The 25,368-nt window shown below is 43.5% G+C and carries 13 protein-coding genes; 10 read left to right on the forward strand and 3 right to left on the reverse strand.

Going from position 1 to position 25,368, the window contains the following annotated elements; translation table 11 throughout:
* Nucleotides 1–133: 133 nt before the first annotated feature.
* The 3 genes from D0T87_RS21455 to D0T87_RS21465 all read right to left on the reverse strand — a co-directional run bounded on the left by D0T87_RS21455 (nucleotide 134) and on the right by D0T87_RS21465 (nucleotide 3,049).
* On the reverse strand, nucleotides 134–625 hold the full coding sequence (locus D0T87_RS21455; protein ID WP_163177956.1) for a hypothetical protein: 492 nt from the start codon (nucleotides 623–625) through the stop codon (nucleotides 134–136).
* 170 nt (nucleotides 626–795) lie between these two features.
* Nucleotides 796–1,749 carry a hypothetical protein gene (locus D0T87_RS21460; protein WP_163177958.1) on the reverse strand — a complete coding sequence of 318 codons (954 nt, stop codon included), beginning with the start codon at nucleotides 1,747–1,749 and terminating at the stop codon, nucleotides 796–798.
* Nucleotides 1,750–1,819: 70 nt separating this feature from the next.
* Entirely contained in the window at nucleotides 1,820–3,049 is a 1,230-nt protein-coding gene (locus D0T87_RS21465; protein WP_163177960.1) for a site-specific integrase, read from the reverse strand.
* A 1,312-nt stretch (nucleotides 3,050–4,361) separates the two neighbouring features.
* On the opposite strand from D0T87_RS21465, the gene D0T87_RS21470 reads away from it, so the two are divergent.
* From D0T87_RS21470 to bglX (D0T87_RS21515), 10 genes are all read left to right on the forward strand, one after another.
* On the forward strand, nucleotides 4,362–8,426 hold the full coding sequence (locus D0T87_RS21470; RefSeq protein ID WP_239063819.1) for a hybrid sensor histidine kinase/response regulator transcription factor: 4,065 nt from the start codon (nucleotides 4,362–4,364) through the stop codon (nucleotides 8,424–8,426).
* A gap of 214 nt (nucleotides 8,427–8,640) precedes the next feature.
* Nucleotides 8,641–10,209, forward strand: coding sequence for a DUF4832 domain-containing protein (locus tag D0T87_RS21475; RefSeq protein ID WP_163177962.1), 1,569 nt, complete (start codon nucleotides 8,641–8,643; stop codon nucleotides 10,207–10,209).
* Nucleotides 10,210–10,223: 14 nt separating this feature from the next.
* The gene (locus D0T87_RS21480) at nucleotides 10,224–10,937 is read left to right on the forward strand and encodes a DUF5040 domain-containing protein (RefSeq protein ID WP_163177964.1); all 714 of its coding nucleotides are present in this window, start codon (nucleotides 10,224–10,226) and stop codon (nucleotides 10,935–10,937) included.
* 10 nt (nucleotides 10,938–10,947) lie between these two features.
* Complete coding sequence (locus D0T87_RS21485) at nucleotides 10,948–13,005, forward strand: alpha-galactosidase (protein WP_163177966.1); 2,058 nt, start codon at nucleotides 10,948–10,950, stop codon at nucleotides 13,003–13,005.
* 203 nt (nucleotides 13,006–13,208) lie between these two features.
* On the forward strand, nucleotides 13,209–15,200 hold the full coding sequence (locus D0T87_RS21490; RefSeq protein WP_163177968.1) for a glycoside hydrolase family 97 protein: 1,992 nt from the start codon (nucleotides 13,209–13,211) through the stop codon (nucleotides 15,198–15,200).
* 16 nt (nucleotides 15,201–15,216) lie between these two features.
* Nucleotides 15,217–16,995 carry a glycoside hydrolase family 2 protein gene (locus tag D0T87_RS21495; protein WP_163177970.1) on the forward strand — a complete coding sequence of 593 codons (1,779 nt, stop codon included), beginning with the start codon at nucleotides 15,217–15,219 and terminating at the stop codon, nucleotides 16,993–16,995.
* A 225-nt stretch (nucleotides 16,996–17,220) separates the two neighbouring features.
* Nucleotides 17,221–19,944, forward strand: coding sequence for a sugar-binding domain-containing protein (locus D0T87_RS21500; RefSeq protein ID WP_163177972.1), 2,724 nt, complete (start codon nucleotides 17,221–17,223; stop codon nucleotides 19,942–19,944).
* Nucleotides 19,945–19,946: 2 nt separating this feature from the next.
* A complete protein-coding gene (locus tag D0T87_RS21505; RefSeq protein ID WP_203558754.1) occupies nucleotides 19,947–20,723 on the forward strand; it encodes a hypothetical protein in 777 nt (258 codons plus the stop codon).
* Between the two features lie 36 nt (nucleotides 20,724–20,759).
* The gene (gene bglX / locus D0T87_RS21510; protein WP_163177974.1) at nucleotides 20,760–22,958 is read left to right on the forward strand and encodes a beta-glucosidase BglX; all 2,199 of its coding nucleotides are present in this window, start codon (nucleotides 20,760–20,762) and stop codon (nucleotides 22,956–22,958) included.
* Between the two features lie 13 nt (nucleotides 22,959–22,971).
* Entirely contained in the window at nucleotides 22,972–25,236 is a 2,265-nt protein-coding gene (bglX, locus tag D0T87_RS21515; protein WP_163177976.1) for a beta-glucosidase BglX, read from the forward strand.
* Nucleotides 25,237–25,368 lie beyond the last annotated feature (132 nt).

Here is a 25,368-nt window from a genome sequence, read left to right on the forward strand (position 1 = left end):
GACACCCTTGCCGAAGGCTAGACACTTCCCGTTGTTAGGGCGTGTGAGGGACTTGCACCCATTAGAAGACACCCATGCTGGGCGAACAAAAAGAAGAGAGAACGACCTCTATTCTCTCTTCGATTAGTAGAGTTTAAATAAGTCCCTTATCTGACAAGTAATCAGTAAGGTCTTCCGTCCGATTCAAGCGGAAGATTATCTTTCCTCTGAACATGGGAATAACTGCATTTATGTACCCATAAACAGAGCGAAACAACGGAACTAGCTGTGGAATGTAACCAGCTTCAATCAACTGTTTGAAGACATAAGTGCTGAAATCATCTTCCAGTCCGTCTGCATCAGTCTGATAAATCTCAGTCTGATTCGGATTGATTTTAGAGAGATCGATTTCCTTACCTCTCAAATAGCCAATAACGGCATTGAAGGAATTATTATCAATCCGATACTTGAACCATGCAGTTTTTGATGATTCAACGCCAATAGAAGAATATCCTTCATTATCAGCAAAGAAAGAGATTGTCAACCTGTCTTTCTTTACAATCATCGAAGATAACACTTTAAATGCTTCTCCGTTTTCGTAGGCTTTTTGTGAAGTGGAGCCACCACCATCTAATTTAATTGCCATCGTTTATTGAATTTTTAATTAATAATATGCTAAGAATCAGAGGTCTGTATCTCCTTAGCAATGGCGAAAGTATTTAAACGGGGAGAGGTTTAACATGTACAAAAAATATAAGAAATAGGTGCTTACTTACACCTATTTCTTATGTTTTTAAGTCTGTGATCTACAGAAAATTATGGCTGAATGTCTTCTTTAGGAGAAAAATAAGAATTATACCACTGTATAACGTTCTTGTTCTTCAATAGGTAGTTGATATATGCACGTAGTTCTTCTATACCTGAATCCTTATCAATTTTCAAATACTCTAAATATTCTATAATGAATTCGGCTTCATCGTTAGACAATCCTTTGGTGGATACGAGAGAGGAGCGTTTAATCAGATTGTAAGTGCTTATAAGTAAGCTATTATATGTTATATCTGCCTTACGACCTTTAGAAGTAGTGTAGTTAACATCGAAATCGGATAGTTGAATTTTAGCGTCTTCAACATCTTCAACTATAAGATGCTTGGAGAAGTACTGATTCATCATATCAGTGAACCAGCCGTCCTGATTTCGTAGAGCTTCACTCTTGTTCTTGTAGCGAACCTCTATAGTTTTCTTGTTATTCTTGTTCTCCTCATTAAAAAGAATATAGAGTCTAAGCATTTCTTCTCTCTTTTCCGATGAGCTTAGGACTTCAAAATCTGAACCGGGAGCGAGTCCAAAAAATCCTTTAGTTGCCTTATGCTTCCAATATATAGCAGAGAGTATTAATAAGGCGTAATATACATCTTTATCCTGTCCAGAGGGAGATTTTATATGCTTATTCCAAATATCTTTAAGTTCACCCACATTAATTATCAATAATTCCTTACTTATCTTAAGCGGGTCCTTACTAATAGGATAGATTGGAATTACTAAGTTCTTACCGATAGTAAATGCATCCTCATAGATATTTCCCTTTAATTCAGGTTCATCTTCGTAGGTTAGATTTAGATATAATTCGGATTCTTCCTCTGAATCCAATCTATATGTGATTTCTGCAAATTCTTCCTCAAACATAGGACGGTCGTAGCCTATGTCCGTTATTAACCAAGATTCTATACGTTGCAGTATCTCTAGGGGTATTACAAATTGATTCTCCATCCAAGTATTAATTTATAGTTTGTAAAGATAGAAAAATAGCACTTCACGAGAGCAAAGTGCCATTCTAAATTTATAAGAGATTCTTCATCGCTTCATCAATCTGTTCATTTCCAAAACTATCCAAATAGAATTGAGTTGTCGACAGGCTTGTATGTCCCAGCGCCTCACTAATCAATGCAATATTCACACCAGACCTTTTAAGCACCGTGGCAAAAGAATGCCTTGCCACATAGGTCGTCAAAGGAATGCTCAACTGCAAATATTCTCCAATCTTCTTTAAAGATAGATTCATCTTTCGATTGACCTTCCTTATTCTGTCATGCTGTTGCTGTTTGGTCTCGTGAAAGTCCTTATCAAGTATTGGGAAGATATAATCCTCCAAGGAATAGTGTTCAGACTTATACTTATTAACTATATCTAAAGCCACTCCATGTAACTGAAAAGAGATACTCTTACCAGTCTTATGTCGCTCAAAGCAAACACGATTATCTATGATATCACGATACTTTAAGTACGCCATATCAATAAGATTTATACCACAGCCAAGATAGCTAAATACAAACATATCCTTGCTAAAATAAAGCATTGGACTATGATACGTCGTAATCTCCTTCAAGTCAAGGTCTATTATTCGATATATATCTTCTTTTTTCAAGGCTCTCTTAGATGTACTCTTACTGAACTTAGATATCTTAAACTTCTTGAATGGATAATACTTCTCATGCACCACATTCATTTCAATAGCTTTATTATAGATAGCACGTAAAGCTCTGAATCTGATTCCAATAGTATTTTCAGCATTCTCTCTCTTGCGTAGATACAGTTCATATCTCTTTAGCCAAGGGAAGTCAATATCACTGAAAGGTATATCAAGGTTCTTTGCAAATTCTTTAAGAGAGTTATAGCTGCTGACATAAGCATTGGCGTTACCCAATCTCTTTTCCAATCTCATCATTTGAATAATCTCCTTAATGAAAGAGTGCACTGTATGGTGAGAATCCTCTCTCTTTATCTTATCAACCAAAGAATAGGGAGTAAAACTTCGATTTTCAGTCTTATATACTAGAATCTGATTTAAATATTCTTCTCTATGCTGATTTATCAATTTAGTTATCAGTTCTTTATTCGGACAGTTCTTCTTTGGCTCTCCCTTAGTGAAGTTCCAATGAATTGCTTTTATGGATATCCCTAGTGATTTTAAAACTCTGGACTCTCCTTGGTTAATTCTTATCATCAATGGATGTTCTCCATTAGCAAGCTTTTTTGACTTATAACAAACAACACTTACAGTAGCATTCATCTTGTTAAGTATTATTGTTACATCTTGGTTTACGGTTCAAGGTACGGTATTAACCGATCTCCTTATAATCCATTCTAAAGCCACGTTTTTACCCGCAAACACGCACTCCTCGCAACTATTTAGATTTCAACACCTTAACGAGTTTTATCTTGCATATTCCGAAGCAATATTCATTAAATTTTGAATATTCATAATCATGAGGTCCCGAGTTCAATTCTCGGTCCCGCTACTTCAGATAGAATAAGGCATTTGGGAGGCTTCCACTTCTGGGTGCCTTTTTCTTTTGCGGGGCGGCGGTTGACGCTGTGGTTGACTCCAGCGTGTAAGTTCGCTCATAGGAACATAATATTGTTTATACAATGATTAGCAACTAACTTTTCTTTTTGCTCGAAAATAAGTTGAATTGCTAAATCAATCTGATTATCAATCCACCAAGTCGCAAATACGAGCAAAAGTAGATCAAAAAGATAACATTTATTCCATTCTGGTTACATGCAAACTTTTAAAAAACAGTCAATGAGATGTTAAAATCAGGTCTTAGCCTTGCTTGTGCAGTGTATTATTGATATTTGGAAGTGCCCCAGCGCAATAATTTCTACACTTGAGCCGTGTACTGTCGACAGCACGCGGCTCAAGTATCGACAGTCAAGCGCTCAAGTATTGACAGTCGAGCGCTCAAGTATCGACGGCACGCGGCTCAAGTGTTCAGCGTGTTTCATTTTATAGATCTTTATTCTCTGGTTGGTCTGTTTCAAACGAAACAATTAAAGTGTGTATTTGCTGCATCCATTTCGGCCCATCCGACTATTCGCTATGCATTTTTTCATATTCCGAGCATTAAGGTAGCCTGTTTCGGAAATCCAAATCTTTTTGATTTTCGCAAACACAATTCTTTTGCCATTTTCCCTTCCCTTTCTTCCTCAAGTCCAGAATTTGCAATTACCACTCCATTCTGTTATCAAAATGTCATTTCTGTCATTTTGTCTATACTTTGCTATTTCCAACAAAACGGATTAGAAAAGATGGGACTTGCCCTATTGAGGTTGTAATATCCATCAACAAAAAGAAAAGTGTATTTTCAACAGGAAAAAGGGGATATTTTTAATGGGATTTTCCAGAAAAGAAATAGCTGTAAGTAAATAATTTGCAGCCATTTTTGCGTTTATGGGGTTATGGATTACTTGGATGTGTTTGAGCGAAAGAAGAATGTAAATAGAGCATATTCATTTTAATTTCTTATATCGACTCAGGTTATTTTATTACCTTTGTTCAATTCACACAAAGAAGAAAAATCGATTATAGTAATTAAAATATGAAATTTTTATTAGCGGGGTTACTTTTCTTTTCAATATCCCTCCGTTGTTTAGCCATAAATACATCCGACTATCGCTTTCATACCATGCCCGAAACCTCCTATTACGGCGGCATCCATAGTATTACTAAAGATAGTATCGGGCGAATGTGGTTCAGTGGCTACGATGCTTTGTTCGTTTACAACGGCAACTCATTTACCCAGATGAATGATCTGGTAACTACCTTCTTGCCCAGCTCGTACTGGTCTTACGGACAGATTGTTACCGACACTTTTAAGCGCCTATATGTGGCTACCAACCATGGATTGTTGCGCTTCAATTACCAAAACAATAACTTCGAACTTCTATTTGAAGGGAGCATCGGTTCGATTATGGCAAGTGATGACGGTACCATTTGGTTGGTGAGGAATGGGAAAATAGAATCGTTCCATCCCAATCAATTGTCCGATCTCACTCAATATCCGGTAGCAGAGGATATTTTCATATCCGAACTGATTCATACCCGCGAACATATTTATATTGCATCTACCGGGAAATTGTACAGATTAAATAAGCAAACCGGAGAATATAGTCTCTTTGCTACCGTTGGCGATAATAACCCAGTTATTAAAGATGTGATAGAGTACAATGAATCAACTTATATACTTACCCACATGGATGGGCTGTTTGTGTGCGACAGTAACGGACAAATAGTGAGTCACTATAATCTATCTCACGAATACAACAAAAATGCATGGGCGAAGAAATTGTACATTGATTCCTTCAACACCATTTGGGTGGCTACACAATCAGGACTATTTCTGTTAGATCCATATACCGAGGAGATAAATCTCCTACGGTTCAATCTCCATGATACATATTCGCTACCGAACAATTCGGTGTGGTCTATCTACCCTGATCCCGACGGAGGTGTCTGGATAGGTACGTACGGAGGGAAACTTGCCTATATGACTTTCTTTGATAACAATGTAAACTACTTTAAAGCTACCCCCGGCGGACTTAGTCATCCGATAGTAAGCTGTTTTGAAGAAGACAAAGAAGGAAGCCTGTGGATAGGAACAGAAGGAGGAGGTTTAAATCACTGGGATAGAAAAACAGACAAATTTTCCTATTATACGCAAGGAAACAAAACGGGCATTACCTCCAACATGATAAAACAACTTCGGTACAATAGAAAGCAAAATACTTTGCATATCTCTGCTTTTAACGGAGGCATAGAACGGTTTGATGAACGGCGACAATGTTTCATAGACATGCAGATGTATTTTCCCGGAACATCGCAGCACTTGACTGTGTATGATTTTGAGATGGAGGCAGACTCTGGTATTTGGATGACCGACCCGGACTCTCATTTAAGGTATAAAGACAAGAAGAAAGGTACCGTCGAATCGGTTACTATTTACGACTCAAAAGGGAACCCGGTAAAGACGCAGATTGAAACATTGTATCGCGATAAAGGAAACAACCTGTGGCTCGTAACCCACCAAGGGGCATATATTGTAGATATAACCACCAGGCACGTAGTGAAACATTACTACATTGAAAATGCGCCTTATTCGGTGAATAATCTCTGCTCATTCTGTATCACTACAGAATCTGAAATCTGGTTCGGAACGCGCAACGGCGGAGTAAACCGATTGGGGAAAGATGGCAGCTATATTAATTTCGGTGCGGAAGAAGGGCTGGCAGGGAAAACTGTTTTCGGCATTCTGGAAGATGATGCATCCAAAGATGTATGGTTCAGCACTAACGATGGTTTGTATTATTACGATTTCAGAAACAAGAAAATAAATAAATCAGCTATCGAGAATTTGAATCTTTGTGGAGCGTTTTATGTGCGGTCTTGCTATAAGACATCTAAAGGAGAAATGTTGTTTGGCGGAACCGATGGCTTTATTATGTTTACTCCCAGTAAAATAAAATATAATAATCAGAAACCTAAGGTATTCTTTACCGATTTGCTCATTAATAATGAAAGAATTGTTTCCGGCACTAAAAAATCTCCATTGAAAAGCGATATCTCCACCTTATCCTTTTATAAGGAAAATGGCGATAATAAGATTATACTATCACACAAACAAGTTAATCTTGAGATATGCGTTTCGGCAAACAGTTATTTGCAGGCCGAAAGAAACCAGTATGCCTATCGTATGTCAGGGCTTTCTGACCAGTGGAATTTTTTGCCACGAGGGCAGAAAACAATACAGTTCTTCAACCTACCTGCCGGGAAATACGTATTGGAAGTGATGGCTTCTAATAACGATGATTTGTGGGGTGATGATATTTCGGCCCTTTACTTCGAGGTAAAACCATCGCCATTTCTTTCTGAATGGGCATACATTGTTTACGGCATGCTGGTCTTGGCCATCGTTTACTTTATCTGGCGATATTTTACCAACAAGAAAATATTCAGGCATCAACTTGAAATGGAACAGATGAAAGAACAGAATATGCAAAAACTGACCCAGGCGCGTATCAACTTTTTTACCAATATATCACATGACCTTAAAACTCCCCTTAGTTTGGTAATTGATCCGCTGAAGCAGTTGAAAGAGTTTCTTCCTCAGGACCAATCATCGCATGCGAGCATGTATGTAAATCTTATCGAGCGGAACATAAATCGTATACAGCGCATGATAAGCCAATTGCTTCAATTCAGAGAGATCGAAAGCCAGAAGATTACTTTCAACCTGCAATCGGGTGATTTGATTCAGTACATCAGAGATATCTTTTCGTTGTTTGAACTGTATGCCAATAAGAAAGGGATTGAAACAGATATACGAGCAGATATGGATAGTTTCTACACCCGGTTCGACCATGATGCGATTGAGAAAATTATCACGAATCTCTTTTCTAACGCCATAAAATACACTACCGAAAATGGTTTTCTGGGAGTGAAGATTAACAAAATATCCACGGAAGAAATAGAAGAACTGGGCTTCTCTCAAAAAGCGGGTATGGAATATGTTTCCGTAGCCATCACAAATACAGGAACGGAAATTCCAGACGATAAGAAGGAAGAGATTTTTGACTCTTTCAAGCGGCTCACTTCCGGCCAACCTGCATTTGAGGAAAGCACAGGATTGGGATTGTCCATCGTAAAGGAACTCGTCAGCAGTATGGATGGAATAGTAACTTTGCAATCGGGCGATTCTAAAGTGACCTTTACCGTTGTGCTTCCTTTCACGGTTAGCATGAAAAAAATCGATGACAATGCCGTTTCGTATGAGTACACAATCTCGGAGATAGATAACATTCTGGCAGAATCTGAAAAGGAAATCAGCCTACAAGATAAACGCAGCCGCAAAGCATCAAGCATTGTTCTTATTGAAGACGACCTGGCCTTGCGAACCTACATGGAGCAACGTCTGTCCGATCATTACAATGTATACACTGCAAACAATGGCGTTGAGGGAATAGCGAAAGCAAAGAAGATATATCCCCAGATCGTAATTACGGATCTGATGATGCCCGAGGCGGATGGATTTGATGTTTGCTATACACTACGCTCCAACATCCAGACGAGTCATATTCCCATCATAGTTTTATCGGCCCTTGGACAGAATACAGGCAATAAAATTAAGGCATTGGAAAGTGGTGCGAATGTGTTTATTGACAAACCTTTCGACATGGACTATCTGCTGAAACAAGTAGATAATCTGATAAAAAATCAAAATGATTTAAAAGAATTGTACAGCAAAAAATACATTGCCGAACCATCGAATATTACCATATCGTCTATGGACGAGGAGTTGCTGAAAAAGGCAATGGATTGTATTGAAAAGAATATCAGTAACAGCGATTACAACGTAGAATCATTCGTGTCCGACATGGGAATAGGCCGTACACTATTATACCAGAAGATAAGTGATATTGTAGGTATGTCCATCAAGGAGTTTATTATGGATATTCGTCTGAAACGGGGTGCACAATTACTCAAGGAATCAGACCTTACGATATCGGAAATAGCAGATAAAACAGGGTTTGTTAATCCCAAGTATTTTAGTATCTGTTTTAAAAAGCATTTTGAGTTGACACCGTCAGAGTTCAAAAAGAAGAAATAAGGCATCTGCCGGATTATCTTATTAAACAAGAAAACTTGTTTTTTCATAATGAAAGCGAGGATGGAAGGTGAAAAAACATCGTTTTAAGCCTTCGTGTACAAAATAGAACCATTTTCGAATAAACGAATACCCACAGATATAGTATGTTTTTTCATCTTTGCTATCGGTAATAAAATATGTGATAACCTTTTATTAATGATAGCAAAAACAAACTATGAAAATGATTTTCTCCCTATTGACGACCTTGTTATGCTTTACCCTTCACGTTTGTGAAGACAATGATAATAGCGGTAATGACGATGGTAAGTCAACAGAAGCCACACTTGTGCAACCTGAATTCGATAGGTTGACCCCGCTACGCAACCCGCTGAATGGTTGGGTGATGTACGCCCCACGCACCGCCGGACCATCTTACTGGGATACCGAATTCTTTGTACCCGAACTGGGGAGGAAAGTTAAACCTATCGACTATGCCTCTGCCTGCTATCTGCGTGTTAGTTGGAGATTGCTAAACCCTCAGCCTGGGGTGTATGCCTGGAGAGACAAAAACACACAGATTAGCCAACTGATTCAAGGCGCATTGGATAAAGGACTGCCTGTCGCCTTTCGCATTGTAGTAGATGGACGCGACCAAGGACTGAATACACCACAATTCGTGTTCGATGCAGGAGCCAGGTATTACCTTGCCGATGAAAATAATTCTACCCGCAGAACTCCCTATCCGCAAGATGAAGTGTTTAAATCATATTATACTACATTGATTGAAGAATTGGCGAAGGATTTCAATGATCCTGTCAAATGCGCTTTTGTTGATGCGTATGGATTGGGCAAATGGGGCGAAGCACACAACGTGATTTATGAAAGTGTTGGAGAAAAGACAACAGCCAACACCGAGAAACTGAAAGAAGAAGTCTTTGAATGGGTAACAGATTTATATGCACGTACTTTTACAAAAGTGCCTTTGGTTATTAACTATCATCGCCTCGTGGGGCATCCGGCTAGTTGGGGATCTGCGAATGAAAATAGTAGCAAGCTACTCACCAGTGCCATTAATAAGGGATACAGTATTCGGCATGATGCTTTCGGCATGACTGATTATTATCAAAATTGGGAGGAACAATTTGCTGCCGACTGGGCATATCAAAGACCCATCATTATGGAAGGGGGATGGATTACCGGCGGGACTCATCGTTATTGGATTGATTCGAGTAAGAAATATCGGGAAGGACATCCCGAAGACGTGCGTAAGGGAGAGTTTGATCTCTCAGCCGAAGCGCACGTTAACATGATGGACTTTCGTGCAGGTTACGAAACCGAAACGTGGTTTACGCGCAGCTTCAGCCTTGTACAGCGATTTATTGCAGAAGGCGGGTATCGACTTTACCCCGATCAGGTATATTTGCCCAAAAGTATTAAGAGCGGTAGTAGTGTGTCTATTAAACACCGCTGGAGGAATGTAGGTTGGGGGTATTTTCCCAATAATATTCCTCAGTGGAATTATAAATATAAAGTTGCTTTTGCGCTTTTGGATGCCGGTGGAAATGCTGTAAAGGTATTTGTGGACACAGATAGCGAACCTTCGAAGTGGTTAAAGAAAAGCACGACCAGTTATGACTTCGAGACGATTGTCGACGTGGCATCCGGTAACTACACCTGGGCTGTGGCCATTGTAGATACGAAGAACGGCAACAAACCAGACATACAATTAGCCGTAAGTAATGAAAAAACGACCTCCGGATGGACGAAGCTCCTGGAGGTAATCGTGAAAAAACAGACAAGATAAAAATATAAGTATAAATGAATAAATTACTATTAACATTCCTCTTTTTACTATCCTTGATGTCGCTCCCGGCTCAGGAATACAAACTTCTTTTAACTGGGGCCTCCTTTGCTTCTGATCATAACGGATGGTTTGAAATAGGTTGCCGACATCTAAACGCTTTGCCTGTAAACAAAGCCGTAGCTGCACATTCCATAGCCAACACCGCCAACATGATGCACGAAGGTACTTTGTATACCAAAGAAGAATTTAGAGAAATTAATGCGCTTGTCATTATGCATGTGCACAACAGGGATGTTTTCGAAGAATCACAGTTACTTGATGATTATACTGCCTATCCAACACCTTTCACCCGTGATAATTATGCCATCTGTTATGACTATGTTATCAAAAAATACATAGCCGATTGTTATGTAGCCGGCAAGCCTGCCATTATCGTGCTTTGTACCGACTGGCACGACGGTCGTGTAACCTTTAATTCTTCCATACGTAAACTGGCCTCGAAGTGGGGACTACCGTTGGTAGAGTTCGATAAACATATCGGATTCTCTAAAAATGCCACACACCCTGCCACCGGAAAGCAAACAAGTCTGATCTATGCTCAGGATACGCAGACTATTGATGGAGTGAAATACGGTTGGCACCCCAGACGTGGACAACACGAATATATACAACAAAGAATGGCAGCTATCTTTGTAGAGCAAATGAAAAAGGTTTTACCGATAAAATGAACAAATAGCCATGAAACGAACTTTAATAACTATTCTCTCTCTTATCAATCTGGCGACATTGTATGCTCAAAGCACAGCTTACAGCCAGTTGGAAAAAGATACCCTTACCTTGGGTAATACCCTGATTGAGCGCAAGTTCATTTGGAACAACGGAAACCTCATCACTCATAGTCTTACCGACAAAAACAGTAACCAGACGTGGATCAACAAGCACCGGAAACCCGATTTCGTTGTAACCAAAAACATGCCTGCTGCTACGAATGCAATGTATGAAAAGAAGAGGATAACAGAAACAGTTATTCATCCCTCGTACCTTGAAGTAACTGTGCAATACACCCTCGGCACCCTCGATATAAAACGAATATATAAGATTTACGACAACACCCCTGCCATAGCTTGTAATACTTGGCTGCGCGGCAGCACTGATGTGGTTTTCGGTGGGCGAACCGTGAACCTGGCCGACAAAAAGAACATTGAGTTTGTCGAAGATATGAAGTCTAAACAAGTGAATGCTGTACTCGATCAGTTTAACTTTGGTGGCCAGCACTGGCAGACTCAGATTGTAGAGTTTTACGATGTTACGGACTGGAACAATAACCTGGTATTCGAGACAAATATAATTCCCTACCGCAAAAACAGCTATCGCGGTAACCTGCTATTTGCCCGAAATGCAGAAAACAATCACGGTTTCTTTTATCTGAAAGAAGCTCCCTCAAACAACGTGCAATTAGCTTACAATGGACACGATTTCACAGCAGAGTTTGGGCACTTTACCATTACAGGTTTGGGTATCAACGAAAACGATATTAAGCCCGATGAATGGATAAACACATATGGCTGTGTAACAGGAGTTTATAGCGGAAGCGAGTTGGAACAATTCACCGCTTTACGTAGCTACCAAAAGCATATTCGCAAGCTGCTACCTGGTCGAGATGAAATGGTTATGATGAATACCTGGGGCGACCGTAGCCAAGATTCTAAAGTAAACGAGGAGTTCAGCCTGATTGAAGTAGAACGTGCCGCACAGCTTGGCATTACCCATTTTCAGATTGACGACGGTTGGCAGATAGGCCGCAGTCCCAATTCGGCTATCGCCAAAGGCTCTTTCAAGAACATCTGGGATAACCCCAATTACTGGAAGCCCGATCCGGTGAAATACCCGCGCGGACTATATCCGATTGTGAAACGCGGCAAAAAACTTGGTGTCGAAATCTGCCTGTGGTTCAACCCCAGTGTACAGAACGATTATACAGATTGGGAAAAAGATGCACAAGCCATGATTGACCTATACAACACCTATGGGATACGCACTTTCAAAATAGATGGGCTGGCCATTCCCACCAAGCAATCTGAAATAAATCTGCGCAAACTGTTCGACAAAGTATTGGCAGAGACGGAATACAACGTAGTTTTCAACCTTGACGCAACTGCTGGACGCCGTGGTGGATACCACATGTTCAATGAATACGGGAACATTTTTCTCGAAAACAGATATACTGACTGGCAAAACTATTACCCATATTGGACGTTGCGCAATCTGTGGAAACTTGCTAAGTACGTGCCTGCCGAGAAACTGCAAATTGAGTTTCTGAACAAATGGCGCAATACAGAGAAGTATGCGGACGATGTATTTGCTCCAAGTAATTATTCTTTCGAATATCTTTTCGCAACTACCATGGCCGGACAGCCTCTGGCATGGTTCGAAGGAAGCGGATTGCCTAAAGAAGCATTAACCATCGGCAAAGCCATAACTGAATACAAGAAGATTCAACATGATTTCCATCAAGGAACTATTCTGCCCGTGGGCGATGAACCATGCGGGAAATCGTGGACAGGCTTTCAATCGGTTGGCAATAAAGAGGGTTACTTTCTGATATACAGAGAGAATCATCCGGAGAACAGCTATCCTGTAAAGACTTGGCTCGCTGCCGGAACCAAAGTGAAATGTACTCCGGTGATGGGCAACGGACAACCGTTTACCCAAACCGTCCAACGCAATGGGATGATAGAATTTACTCTTCCCCAAACGAACAACTATGTACTGTATAAATATCAAATAAACAAGTAGTAATCATAAAAGGAATTGTTTTAGGCTTCTCCACACCCGGGTGTGAGAATCGTTGACACCCGGGTGTGAGAATCGTTGACATCCGGGTGTCAGAAAGCTAATGACGGTTTGTTCTGCGGAAAGCCCAATAAGATAACCCCCAAAAACGTAACGCATTTAAGTATAATCAGCTGCTATTTATGGCATTAATAGAACTATAAACCATGAGAAACTTATCACTGACCTTATTTTTACTGATACTGGTAGCTCCGGCTTTTGCCCAAAAGAAATACCAATTAACATCACCCGATGCTCGTTTGCAGGTGAATATCTCGGTAGGTGAAACCATTACCTACACATTGCAACACGATGAAGACGAGATCATTGCCCCGTCTACCATGTCCATGGAACTGAAAGGCGGAAAGTATTTCGGCATCCGCCCAAAGGTGAAGAATATGAAACGCAACAGTGTCGACCAGATTATCAAAACGCATTTCTATAAGCGCAATCAAATCAGAGATCAATACAACCAACTAACCCTTAATTTTCAGGGCGACTATAGTTTGATATTCCGTGCCTATAACGAAGGCATGGCCTACCGTTTCGTGAGCACCGGAAGTAAAGATTTTGTCGTGAAGAATGAAAATGCTTCTTTTAACTTCGTCCAAGATCACACCGCCTACATTCCCTATGTGAAAGGCAAACACGAAACCATCGAAATCCAGTACGCAAACAGCTTTGAAAACATCTATACACATACAACATTAAGTAATATGAATGCCGCCAAACTGGCATTCTCCCCCTTGGTAGTAGAAATGCAGAAAGGTAAAAAGATTTGTATTGCCGAAGCAGATGTGGAAAACTATCCCGGAATGTTTCTCATCAACCGGGATAGCTCCACATCCATTCAATCAGACTTTGCTTCCGTTCCTGCGCAAACCGTTCAGGGCGGACACAACCAATTGCAACAGATCGTTACCCAACGGCAACCCTACATCGCTTGTTGCAAGGCTAAAACCAACTTTCCGTGGCGCATCGTTATCGTTTCTACCGCAGACCGCGAGCTGGCCGACAGTGATATGATGTACAAACTGGCTGCCCCATCACGCATTGCAGATGTTTCGTGGATTAAGCCCGGCAAAGTGGCCTGGGAGTGGTGGAATCATTGGGGCCTGTCGGGGGTAGATTTCGAAACGGGTGTAAACAACGAAACCTATATGGCCTACATCGACTTTGCCTCGCGCAACAACCTGGAATACGTAATTCTCGACGAGGGTTGGGCTGTAAATCTACAAGCAGATCTCTTCCAGGTGGTGCCTGAGATCGATTTGCCCAAGTTGATTGCCTATGGCAAATCCAGAAACGTAAACCTCATTTTATGGGCCGGATATTATGCCTTCGATCGCGATATGGAAAAAGTGTGCAAACATTATTCCCAAATGGGCATCAAAGGTTTTAAAATCGACTTCATGGACAGAGACGATCAGCCCATGGTCGATTTCCACTACCGTGCCGCCCAAACCGCTGCCCGTTACAAACTAATGGTCGATTTTCACGGCACTTACAAACCAACCGGACTGAATCGTACCTACCCCAACGTCATCAACTTTGAAGCCGTAAACGGATTAGAACAAATGAAATGGACAGGCCCCGAAATGGATATGGTGACCTATGATGTTACCATGCCTTTTATCCGCATGGTAGCCGGTCCTGTAGATTACACGCAGGGTGCCATGCGTAATGCCACTCGCCGCACACATCGTGGCATTAACGACGAACCCATGAGTCAGGGTACCCGTTGCCGCCAACTTGCAGAGTATGTGATCTTTGAATCGCCACTAAATATGCTATGCGACAGTCCCACGAATTACGAACGTGAACCGGAATGCACAGCGTTCATCGCCGAAATCCCTACTGTGTGGGACGAAACCGTTGCCATTAACGGAGAGATAAGCAAGTACATCACCATTGCACGGCAAAAGGATGGCATTTGGTACCTTGGTTCCCTCACCAACTGGGATGCCCGTACCCTGACGCTTGATTTATCCTTCCTCGGTGAAGGAAATTGGCAGGCAGAGGTGTTCAGGGATGGCAAAAATGCCAACCGGATAGCTTCGGACTATAAGAAGGAAGTAATTACAATCCCTGCCGACAGGAAGCTAAGCATTGATATGGCGCAAGGCGGAGGACATGCGATGAAGATAACAAGAAACTAACAAAGCCAATAATAACATGAAAAGACCAATCACCCTTCTATTCCTCATTTGCACACTGTGCAGCCCGGTTATCGCCCAGGATTTGATGACCAACGTTTACGGCAGAGACTTCCGGTTACTCAACGGAAAGTGGGAAGCCATCATCGACCAATATAGCCAGGGCCGGAAAAACAAGATATACCAGAACAAAACTCCGCAAGGTAAAACCGATTTTTACGAATACTCCTTCGAACACGGTCTGCGGCTAAATGTGCCTTCCGACTGGAACAGTCAGATGCCCGAACTGAAATACTACGAAGGCACCGTGTGGTACGCCCGCCGTTTCGATGCAAAGAAAGAAGCGGGTAAACGCCTCTTCCTCTACTTCGGCGCCGTGAACTACCGCTGCCACATATATCTTAACGGAACCGAGATAGGCAAACACGAAGGTGGTTTCACCCCATTCCAGATAGAGATAACCGATAAGGTGAAAGACACCGGTAACTTCCTCGCGGTAGAAGTAAATAACACCCGCACTGTTGATGCCATTCCGGCTATGGCCTTCGACTGGTGGAATTACGGCGGTATCACCCGCGATGTAATGCTGGTATCGACTCCGCAAATCTTCATCAAAGATTATTTCATCCAACTTGACAAGAACAAAGCCAACCAGATTGATGTTCGCGTGCAGTTATCGGAACACATTGGAAACGCTAACCTTGAGGTAGAAATACCCGAATTGAAGATCAAACGGAAACTGACTACCAATAATCAGGGAATGGGCAGTATAACCATCAGCAACATTAAGAAACTCGAACGATGGTCGCCCAACTCGCCTAAACTTTATAAAGTGATCGTTTCCTCCGATAATGATATGGTAGAAGAAATGATTGGCTTTCGCAACATTGTGGTAAAAGGCGAAGACATTTACCTCAACGATGAGCCCATTTTCCTGAAATCCATCAGTTTTCACGAAGAAATACCGCAGCGCAAAGGGCGCGCCTTCTCCGAAGCGGATGCTGTTATGCTGCTTTCCGAAGCAAAAGCACTGGGCTGCAACATGATCCGTTTGGCACACTATCCACAAAACGAATACACCGTTCGCCAGGCCGAAAAAATGGGATTCCTGTTGTGGGAGGAGATACCCATCTGGCAAGGCATCGACTTTGAGAGCGAGCAAACCAAACTCAAAGCCGGAGGCATGATCAGAGAGATGGTGATACGCGATAAGAATCGTTGCGCACTCGGATTCTGGGGCGTAGCTAACGAAACACAACCCTCGCCTGCCCGAAACGAATTCCTGAAACACCTCATTGAATGCTGCAAAGATATAGATACCACACGCCTCATTGTAGCGGCGTTCGACCTGGTTCGCTTCAACCGCGAGCGGCAGGTGTTTGTGATGAACGATCCCTTCATCAAAGAACTGGATGTGGTAGCAGTAAACAAATACATGGGATGGTATCACCAATGGCCTGTTACTCCTGACAAAGCCATTTGGGATGTAGCCCGGGGCCAACCGCTTATTATCTCCGAATTCGGAGGAGAAGCCCTTTATGGAAAAACCGGCGATGCAGATGTAGTAAGCTCATGGAGTGAAGACTATCAGGCAACACTATTCCGGGATAATCTGGAGATGTTTAAGCACATCCCCAATCTGCGTGGAACATCGCCCTGGATATTGTTTGACTTCCGTTCGCCGTTTCGTTTCCACCCCACGAATCAGGAAGACTGGAACCGTAAGGGATTGGTGTCCGACCAGGGATTCCGCAAAAAAGCATGGTATATAATGAGGGAGTATTATAAGAATAAATAATGCTAAGTAAGTGTTCATAATTACCTCATATTATCCCTGGTTTTGTGTTAGCAGCATAATCGATTACTGCCAAGCGCTTGGCACTGTACTGCCGAGCTGTTGGCACTGTATTGCCAAGCCGTTGGCACTGTACTGACAAGCCGTTGGCAAAACTGAGTATCTAACGGCGCTATTGATATGCGAAATAATTATAAACACTTACTTATTAAAATTAAACGATAAATCATGAGAAAAGTCATTCAAAAACTCCTTATCATCCCCTTGCTGATAACGGCGTTTACTACCACAAAAGCCCAGACGCAGGAAGTCGACCTGTCGGGCGTATGGCGATTCCAGACCGACGTGATGGATTTTCGTCGCGGATCATTGTCACCGCGATACAACCATCTGTTGCAGGAAACAATCACACTACCTGGCACCACCGACGATTACCAGATAGGCTATAAAGTACCCTATAAATACATCGACCGCCTCACGCGTAAGTACGAATACATGGGCCCCGCCTGGTATCAACGCGACATTGAGATACCCGCTACATGGAAAAACAAGCGAATTTTTGTGTACTTTGAACGTACCCACTGGCTCAGTTCCATCTATGTAGATACCAAAGAGGTGAGCAAGATAGATTACATTAGCGTGCCCCACAATCACGACCTCACGGAATTTGTTACACCGGGTAAAACGCATCGAATTACCGTTTGTATCGACAATCGCTTTCAATACAAAACCCACAAATGGAACCATGCCCACACCGAATTTACTCAGATAAACTGGAACGGTATCCTGGGCGAAATGAAACTCGTTGCCATCGACCCTGTGTATATAGATGATGTACAACTATACCCCAACCTCACCGGGAATTCGGTGAGGATGGAAATGAAAATTAAGAACTACACCGGCAAGGAAGTAACCGGAGAGGCTCTGCTTACTGTTTCGGGAAAGGATTACAACCTGAATAAAACGGTAGCTATTAGCGGAAACGACTCTATTATTATCGTTGAAGACGTAGTGCAACTGGGCAACAAGATAAAGCGTTGGGACGAATTCAATCCCAATGTCTACACATTCGCCTGCCGTATCGGAGGCGATGCCGACAAAGTCAGATTCGAGCACGAAAAAACGGTAAACTTTGGTATGCGCGAAGTAAAACAGGGCAAGAACCATGTACTGCTCAACAACCGCCCCATTCATCTGCGTGGCAATGTCGAAAACGCCGTCTTTCCCAAAACAGGCTATGCCCCGGTGGACGATGCCGAATGGGAGCGTATCATGCTGCTGATGAAAGAGTACGGCCTGAATCACATGCGTTTTCACTCCTGGTGTCCGCCCCGTGCAGCCTTTCGTATGGCCGATAAACATGGTATTTATTTCGAAGTGGAGATGCCCATGTGGGGCAAAGACGCCGAACCTGATGAGGCCCGTTATGACTTCTTCCGTCGGGAAATGCGTGCCATCCTGAAAGAATACGGAAATCATCCGTCGTTCATTCTTTACTGCAATGGCAACGAGATTACAGGAAACTTCGACTTCATCGAAGAACTGACTGCTACCGGCCGCAAGCTCGACTCGCGCCATCTCTTCAGTGGTTCAACCGCCCGCACTCGCGTAAAAAGCGACCAGTATTACGTATCTCAGCAAACCAACAAAGGCCCCGTAAAGGTGTACGAAGGATTGCCCTACACCGATTGGGACCGGAACAAAGAATCGGATGTGGATGTGCCGGTACTTTCGCACGAATCTGGTCAGCGCTGCATCTATCCCAACTTTGAAGAGATTGGCAAGTACGCTCACAGCCCCGTAGAAGCCCGCAACTTCGAGGTGTTTCGCGATATGCTGAAAGAAAACGGCATGTTGGAACAGGCGAAAGACTTTTTCAGAGCATCCGGCGCACTCACCGTGGTGGAATACAAAGCGGTGATCGAAGCACTGCTGCGCTCTTCCAAATCTGCCGGGTTCCAGCTATTATCTATCAATGATTTCCCCGGTCAGGGATATGCCCCTGTGGGAATACTCGACCCCTTCTGGGATTCGAAGGGACTAATTACACCAGAGAAATTCCGCGAGTTCTGCGCGCCAACCGTGGCCCTGCTGCGCTACACAAAGAGCAGTTACTTTGCCGACGAGACCTTTACAGGCAAAGCCGAGGTCTACAACTTCAGCCAATCGGGCATAAAGAATGCAAAGATCAAATGGTGGCTGACGGATGAATCGGGCAAAACCCTGCGCAAGGGCAATCTCAAAACACAGTCTATCGGCAACGACGATGTGTTCCCCGTGGGAGAATTCTCGTTCCACCTCAAAGAAATTACCACTCCTGCGAAACTCACCGTACACCTGTCTGTAAACAACCAGACCAACAATAGTTGGAACATTTGGGTATACCCCCGGCAAGAGCAGCTTATGACATCTACCGACGAGGTTCTTTACACCACCGTGTACAATGACAAAGCCCGGCAACAATTGGCGCAAGGCAAGAAAGTAGTACTCACCCCGTTGCCTGCCAAAGTGAAAGGCCGCAAGTCTACCTTTCACAACCATTTCTGGAACCCCATTATGTTTGCCTGGCCGCCTATGACCATCGGTTGTCTCATTCACAACGAACACCCGGTTTTCAATGACTTCGTAACCTCTTATCATACCGATTGGCAGTGGTGGGATATTCTGGAGAATGCTAAAGTGATTGAGATGCAGGAAACTCCACAAAGTTTAAAACCATTCATTCAGGTAATTGATGCGTACGATAATAACCAAAAGCTAGGCATTGGTTTCGAAGCCAAAGTTGGCGGTGGTAAGCTGTTGGTACTGGCTGTAGACATAAAGAAAGATATCGAAAAACGTCCGGCTACACGCCAACTCCTCAAAAGTATCGACAACTATGTGAGAAGCGATGCCTTTAACCCCGAGGTTGAAGTGGGCGGAGTGTTCATCGAAGGATTTATGACAAAATGAAAATGAGAAATAACTTGAGTTTGAGTGGGGTATTTGTAGCCCTTTTTATCGCCCTTGCCGCCGATGCGCAGGAAATCCCGATGACAGCTACCTTCTCACTGCAATCCGCCTATGGCGAGACAGTAGAGTCCGAATCTCTGCTGCCCTTCAACAACTTCGACATAGAGTTTGGTTACATGCTTTACCAAGCCCAGCTAACCATCAATGAAGCCGAGGCCTTGCTGGAAGTAGAGAATGTACGCGATTATGCTGTTGTTTATCTCGACCACGCACTCCAAGGTACACTCACCGATAGCCAGAAACAGATACATCTTTCGGCATCGCCAGGAACCTATACGCTAAGACTGTATGTAGAGAACATTGGTCGCATTACCTACGGTCCTGAGATTCTGGATAATTTCAAAGGCTTGTTCGGCAGTATATCTCTGGATGGCGAAGAAATCCGGGGTTGGGCTATTACCCAACTAAAAGTAAGAGATTGCTTCCCTGACAAATTGGTATTCAACGACAAGAAAGAAAATAATCTTCCGGGTTTCCACTGCGGTTCGTTTCAGATGGATGCTGCGCACGATACCTACCTCGATATCTCCGGCTGGGGCATGGGCGAAGTCTGGATAAACGGTAACTACATCGGCTCGTACTGGGAGGAAGAAAAACAACAATCCATTCAGGTACCTGCGGATATACTGCTCCCAGGCAGCAACGAAGTGGTGGTGTTCGAGTTGAAGAATAACAATCAGGAGGCTATGAGACTGTCCGAAAAACCGGTGTTTAAATAACTAAATATAATGAATCGCAATATTAAAAATATGATTATGAGGAAAATAACGATTATTGCATTATCTCTTCTTTTTGCTACTACCTTGTTTGCCCAGAAGAAGACAAAAACACCTTTGTATAAGGATTCAAAGCAACCCATTGAGAAGCGCGTCAACGATCTCATTTCGCGCATGACCCTCGAAGAGAAGGTTTTACAACTTAACCAGCTTACCCTGGGTCGTAACGACAATGCCAACAATATGGCCGACCCGGTGAACGATATTCCCGCCGGGATTGGTTCGCTTATCTATTTCAGCAGCAACCCCGACTTGCGCAACCAGGTGCAAAAAAAGGCGATGGAGCATTCCCGCCTGGGTATCCCTATTCTGTTTGGCTATGACGTTATTCACGGATATCGTACCATGTACCCTATCTCATTGGCGCAAGCCTGTTCGTGGAACCCAAAACTGGTTGAAGAAGCCTGTTCTGTTGCCGCCCAAGAGGCTCGTATGTCAGGTGTTGACTGGACTTTCTCGCCCATGATTGACGTTGCTCGTGACGCTCGTTGGGGTCGTGTATCCGAAGGTTATGGCGAGGACCCCTACACCAATTCCGTATTCTGTGTGGCCTCCGTAAAGGGTTATCAGGGCGATGATTTGTCCAATCCTAAAAAGATTGCCGCCTGCCTCAAACACTATATCGGCTATGGCGCTTCCGAAGCCGGACGCGATTATGTATACACCGAAATATCCCGTCAGACCCTTTGGGATACCTACATGCCACCCTATCAGGCCGGAGTAGAAGCAGGAGTCGCTACGCTGATGAGCTCGTTCAACGATATCAACGGTACGCCCGGTACAGCCAATCAGTACATTCTACGTGAAATTCTGAAAGAACGCTGGCAGCACGACGGTTTTGTGGTTTCCGATTGGGGAGCTATTCAACAACTCCGTTCGCAAGGTGTGGCCGCCGATAAGAAGGAGGCTGCTTTCAAAGCCTTTACTGCCGGAGTTGAAATGGATATGATGAACGATTGCTACAACAAACATCTCGCCGAGTTGGTGGAAGAGGGGAAAGTTCCTCAGGCGCTGGTTGACGATGCTGTAAAGCGCATACTCCGTTTGAAATTCCGCTTAGGTCTTTTCGAAACTCCATATACACCCGCCAGCACAGAGAAAGAAAGATTCCTGTTACCTCAAAGCCTGCAAATAGCCGAACAACTGGCAGAAGAATCAATTGTAATGTTGAAGAACGAAGGTAGTACTTTGCCATTAACCAATATTTCGAAGATAGCAGTCGTTGGTCCCATGGCAAAAAGCAACTGGCATTTGCTCGGCTCCTGGCGTGCTCAGGGCAAATCAGACGATGCTGTCACGCTCTTTGCCGGACTGGAAAATGAATTTAAAAACAAAGTGCAGCTATCTTATGCCCAAGGATGCAATTTTGATGGCGAAGATAGATCCGGATTCGAGTCTGTATTGACCTTAGCGAAGGGTGCCGATGCTGTGATTGTTTGTTTGGGCGAGAAGGCGCAATGGAGTGGCGAGAATGCTTCGCGTTCCACACTTTCCCTGCCTCAAATTCAGGAAGACTTGGTTGCGGAATTAAAGAAAGCAGGTAAACCTATTATACTACTCTTATCTAGTGGGCGTCCATTGGAACTGGTTCGTTTAGAGAAGCAAAGCGACGCTATGCTCCAAATCTGGCAGCCGGGTATTGCAGGCGGAAATCCTATTGCCGGAATCCTTTCAGGCAGAATAAATCCTTCGGGCAAGCTTAGTATTACGTTCCCTTATTCAACCGGACAAATCCCTATTTACTACAATCACCGGCAGAGTGCCCGCCCTCATCAAGGTAAGTATCAAGATATCCCCAGTACGCCACTGTATGAGTTTGGCCACGGCCTTAGCTATACCACGTTCGAATACAGCGACATTACTTTGTCTGCCGATAAAATAAACCGTGGAGATAAGCTGATAGCAGAAGTAACTGTGAAAAACACCGGCGACATGGATGGCGCCGAAACAGTTCATTGGTTCGTCAGAGACCCGGTGAGTACAATCTCTCGTCCAATAAAAGAACTCAAGTTCTTCGATAAGCTGATGATTAGGAAAGGGGAAACAAAAGTGTTCCGATTCGAAATTGATCCAATACGCGATTTAGGATTTGTTGATGGAGAAGGAAAGAGATTCCTGGAATCGGGCGAGTATTGGGTGATGGTGAAGGATAAGAAGGTATCACTAACAATCAACTAAAAAGCATTTTAATATGAGGAAGTTAGCAGTTGTTATCCTTGTGGGTCTTTCGTTCATGATCAGCTCGTGCAGTAATTCGAGCAAATGGACAAGCTATAGTAATAACAGAAGTATCGAAGAACGTGTAGATTCGCTCCTGGCACTCATGACGCTCGAAGAGAAGATCGGACAGATGACTCAATACTCCTGCCGGGAGGACGTAACCGGTCCTGTTATCAACGAAGATATAGATTCTCACGTCAGAAAAGGATTGGTAGGTAGTGTCTTTAATACGACTTCCGTACGGGGAATACGCCGCATGCAAGAACTGGCGCTTTCCGAATCTCGTCTGAAAATTCCCATCCTGTTTGGTTACGACGTGATCCACGGATTTAAAACAATTTTTCCTATACCGTTGGCCGAATCCTGTTCGTGGGATTTGGAACTGATGAAGAAAAGCGCCGCCATAGCTGCCGAAGAAGCCTCAGCGGTAGGCTTAAACTGGACGTTTGCGCCGATGATAGACATTGCCCGTGATGCTCGCTGGGGACGAGTGATGGAAGGCGCCGGCGAAGATACTTACCTCGGTTCACTCATAGCCGAAGCACGTGTAAAAGGTTTCCAGGGAGAAACTACGGAAGACTTATCCCGTACAAATAAAGTGCTGGCCTGTGCCAAACATTTCTGCGCGTATGGAGCCGCCGAAGCAGGCAGAGACTACAATACCGTCGATGTATCTGAACGCACTTTGCGCGATGTGTATCTTCCTCCTTTTGAAGCAGCTAAGAATGCCGGTGTGGCCACATTCATGACGGCTTTCAACGAAATATCAGGTGTGCCCTGTACGGCCAGCAAATTCCTGTATACCGATGTACTTCGATATGAATGGAATTTCAACGGATTTGTGGTAACAGACTATAACGCTCTCAACGAACTCGTCGCTCACGGAGTGGCCGCAGATGAGGCTCATGCGGCTCAACTGGCTGCCAATGCCGGTATCGATATGGATATGGCAGGCGGGGGATTTTTCGAACACCTGAAGGCCAAAGTAGAAGCCGGACGTGTATCCGAAGCTACCATTGACCGTGCTGTGCGTCGCATTCTCGAAATGAAGTTTATTACCGGATTAATGGATGATCCTTTCCGCTACCTGGATAACGAACGTGAAAAGGCAACCCTATTTAAACCCGAATTTCTCGAAGTAGCTCGCGATGCCGGACGCAAATCTATCGTGTTGCTGAAAAATGATAATAAGTTCTTCCCCATCTTGCCAACTGAACGGAAAACCGTTGCCCTGATAGGTCCAATGGTGAAAAACAAACAGAGCGTGAACGGCAGATGGGCCGGACGTGGCGATCACAATCAAAGTGTTTCTCTTTTCGAAGGAATTACTGAGAAATACAAAGATAGCCACATTAAATTCCTTTATGCCGAAGGGTGCGATCAGAGAAGACGCGGCACTGCGAACTTTGCGCAAGCCTTAGCAATAGCCCGCCAAGCCGATATTATACTTGTAGCAGCTGGCGAAGACTACAATTGGAGTGGCGAAGCATCTTGTCGCACAGATATCACGCTTCCCGGTTCGCAGCGCGACCTATTGAAAGAGCTTAAGAAAACAGGTAAACCTATCGGATTGGTTTTGATGAATGGACGCCCACTCGATCTTTCCTGGGAGGATAAAAACATAGACGCCATAATGGAAGCCTGGTACCTCGGAACAATGACCGGTCATTCCATTGCCGATGTGATAGCGGGCAATTATAACCCGTCGGCCAAGCTCACCATGAGTTTCCCGCGCAATGTAGGGCAGGTTCCTATCTATTACAACCACAAGAACACTGGTCGTCCCTTGCTTAAGGATAACCCGAAAGCTTATTATCGCAGTTCGTATATCGATGTAGACAATTCGCCACTTTATCCATTTGGCTACGGACTGAGCTATACCACCTTCGATATCAGTAACATGAGACTAGATAAAAGGGAGATTTCTATGAAAGAAACGTTGACCGTCACCGCCGATGTTACCAATACCGGCAATTGCGATGGTGAAGAAATTGTTCAGTTGTACATACGCGATCTGGTGGGAAGCGTAACCCGTCCGGTGAAAGAGCTTAAAGGCTTCAGCAAACTGGCGTTGAAAAGTGGCGAGACGCGCTCGGTAACCTTTACGCTTACTGCCGATGATCTTGCTTTCTGCGACCTCAATATGCAGATGAAAGCCGAAGCCGGAGACTTCAAAGTCTGGGTAGCATCCTCTTCTTCCGATGAAAAAAATGAGAGTAGTTTTAGCCTGAAGTGATATGAACAATAAAAAAGTGAATATTAAGGTGGATTGTACAAAATAGAACCATTTCTGAATAAACGAATACCAACGCGTATCCCATTTTTCTTCACTTTTACCAAAAGAAACTAGATAACCTTTTTCATTTTA

The organism is Bacteroides sp. 51, from assembly GCF_010500965.1.
Lineage (GTDB): Bacteria > Bacteroidota > Bacteroidia > Bacteroidales > Bacteroidaceae > Bacteroides.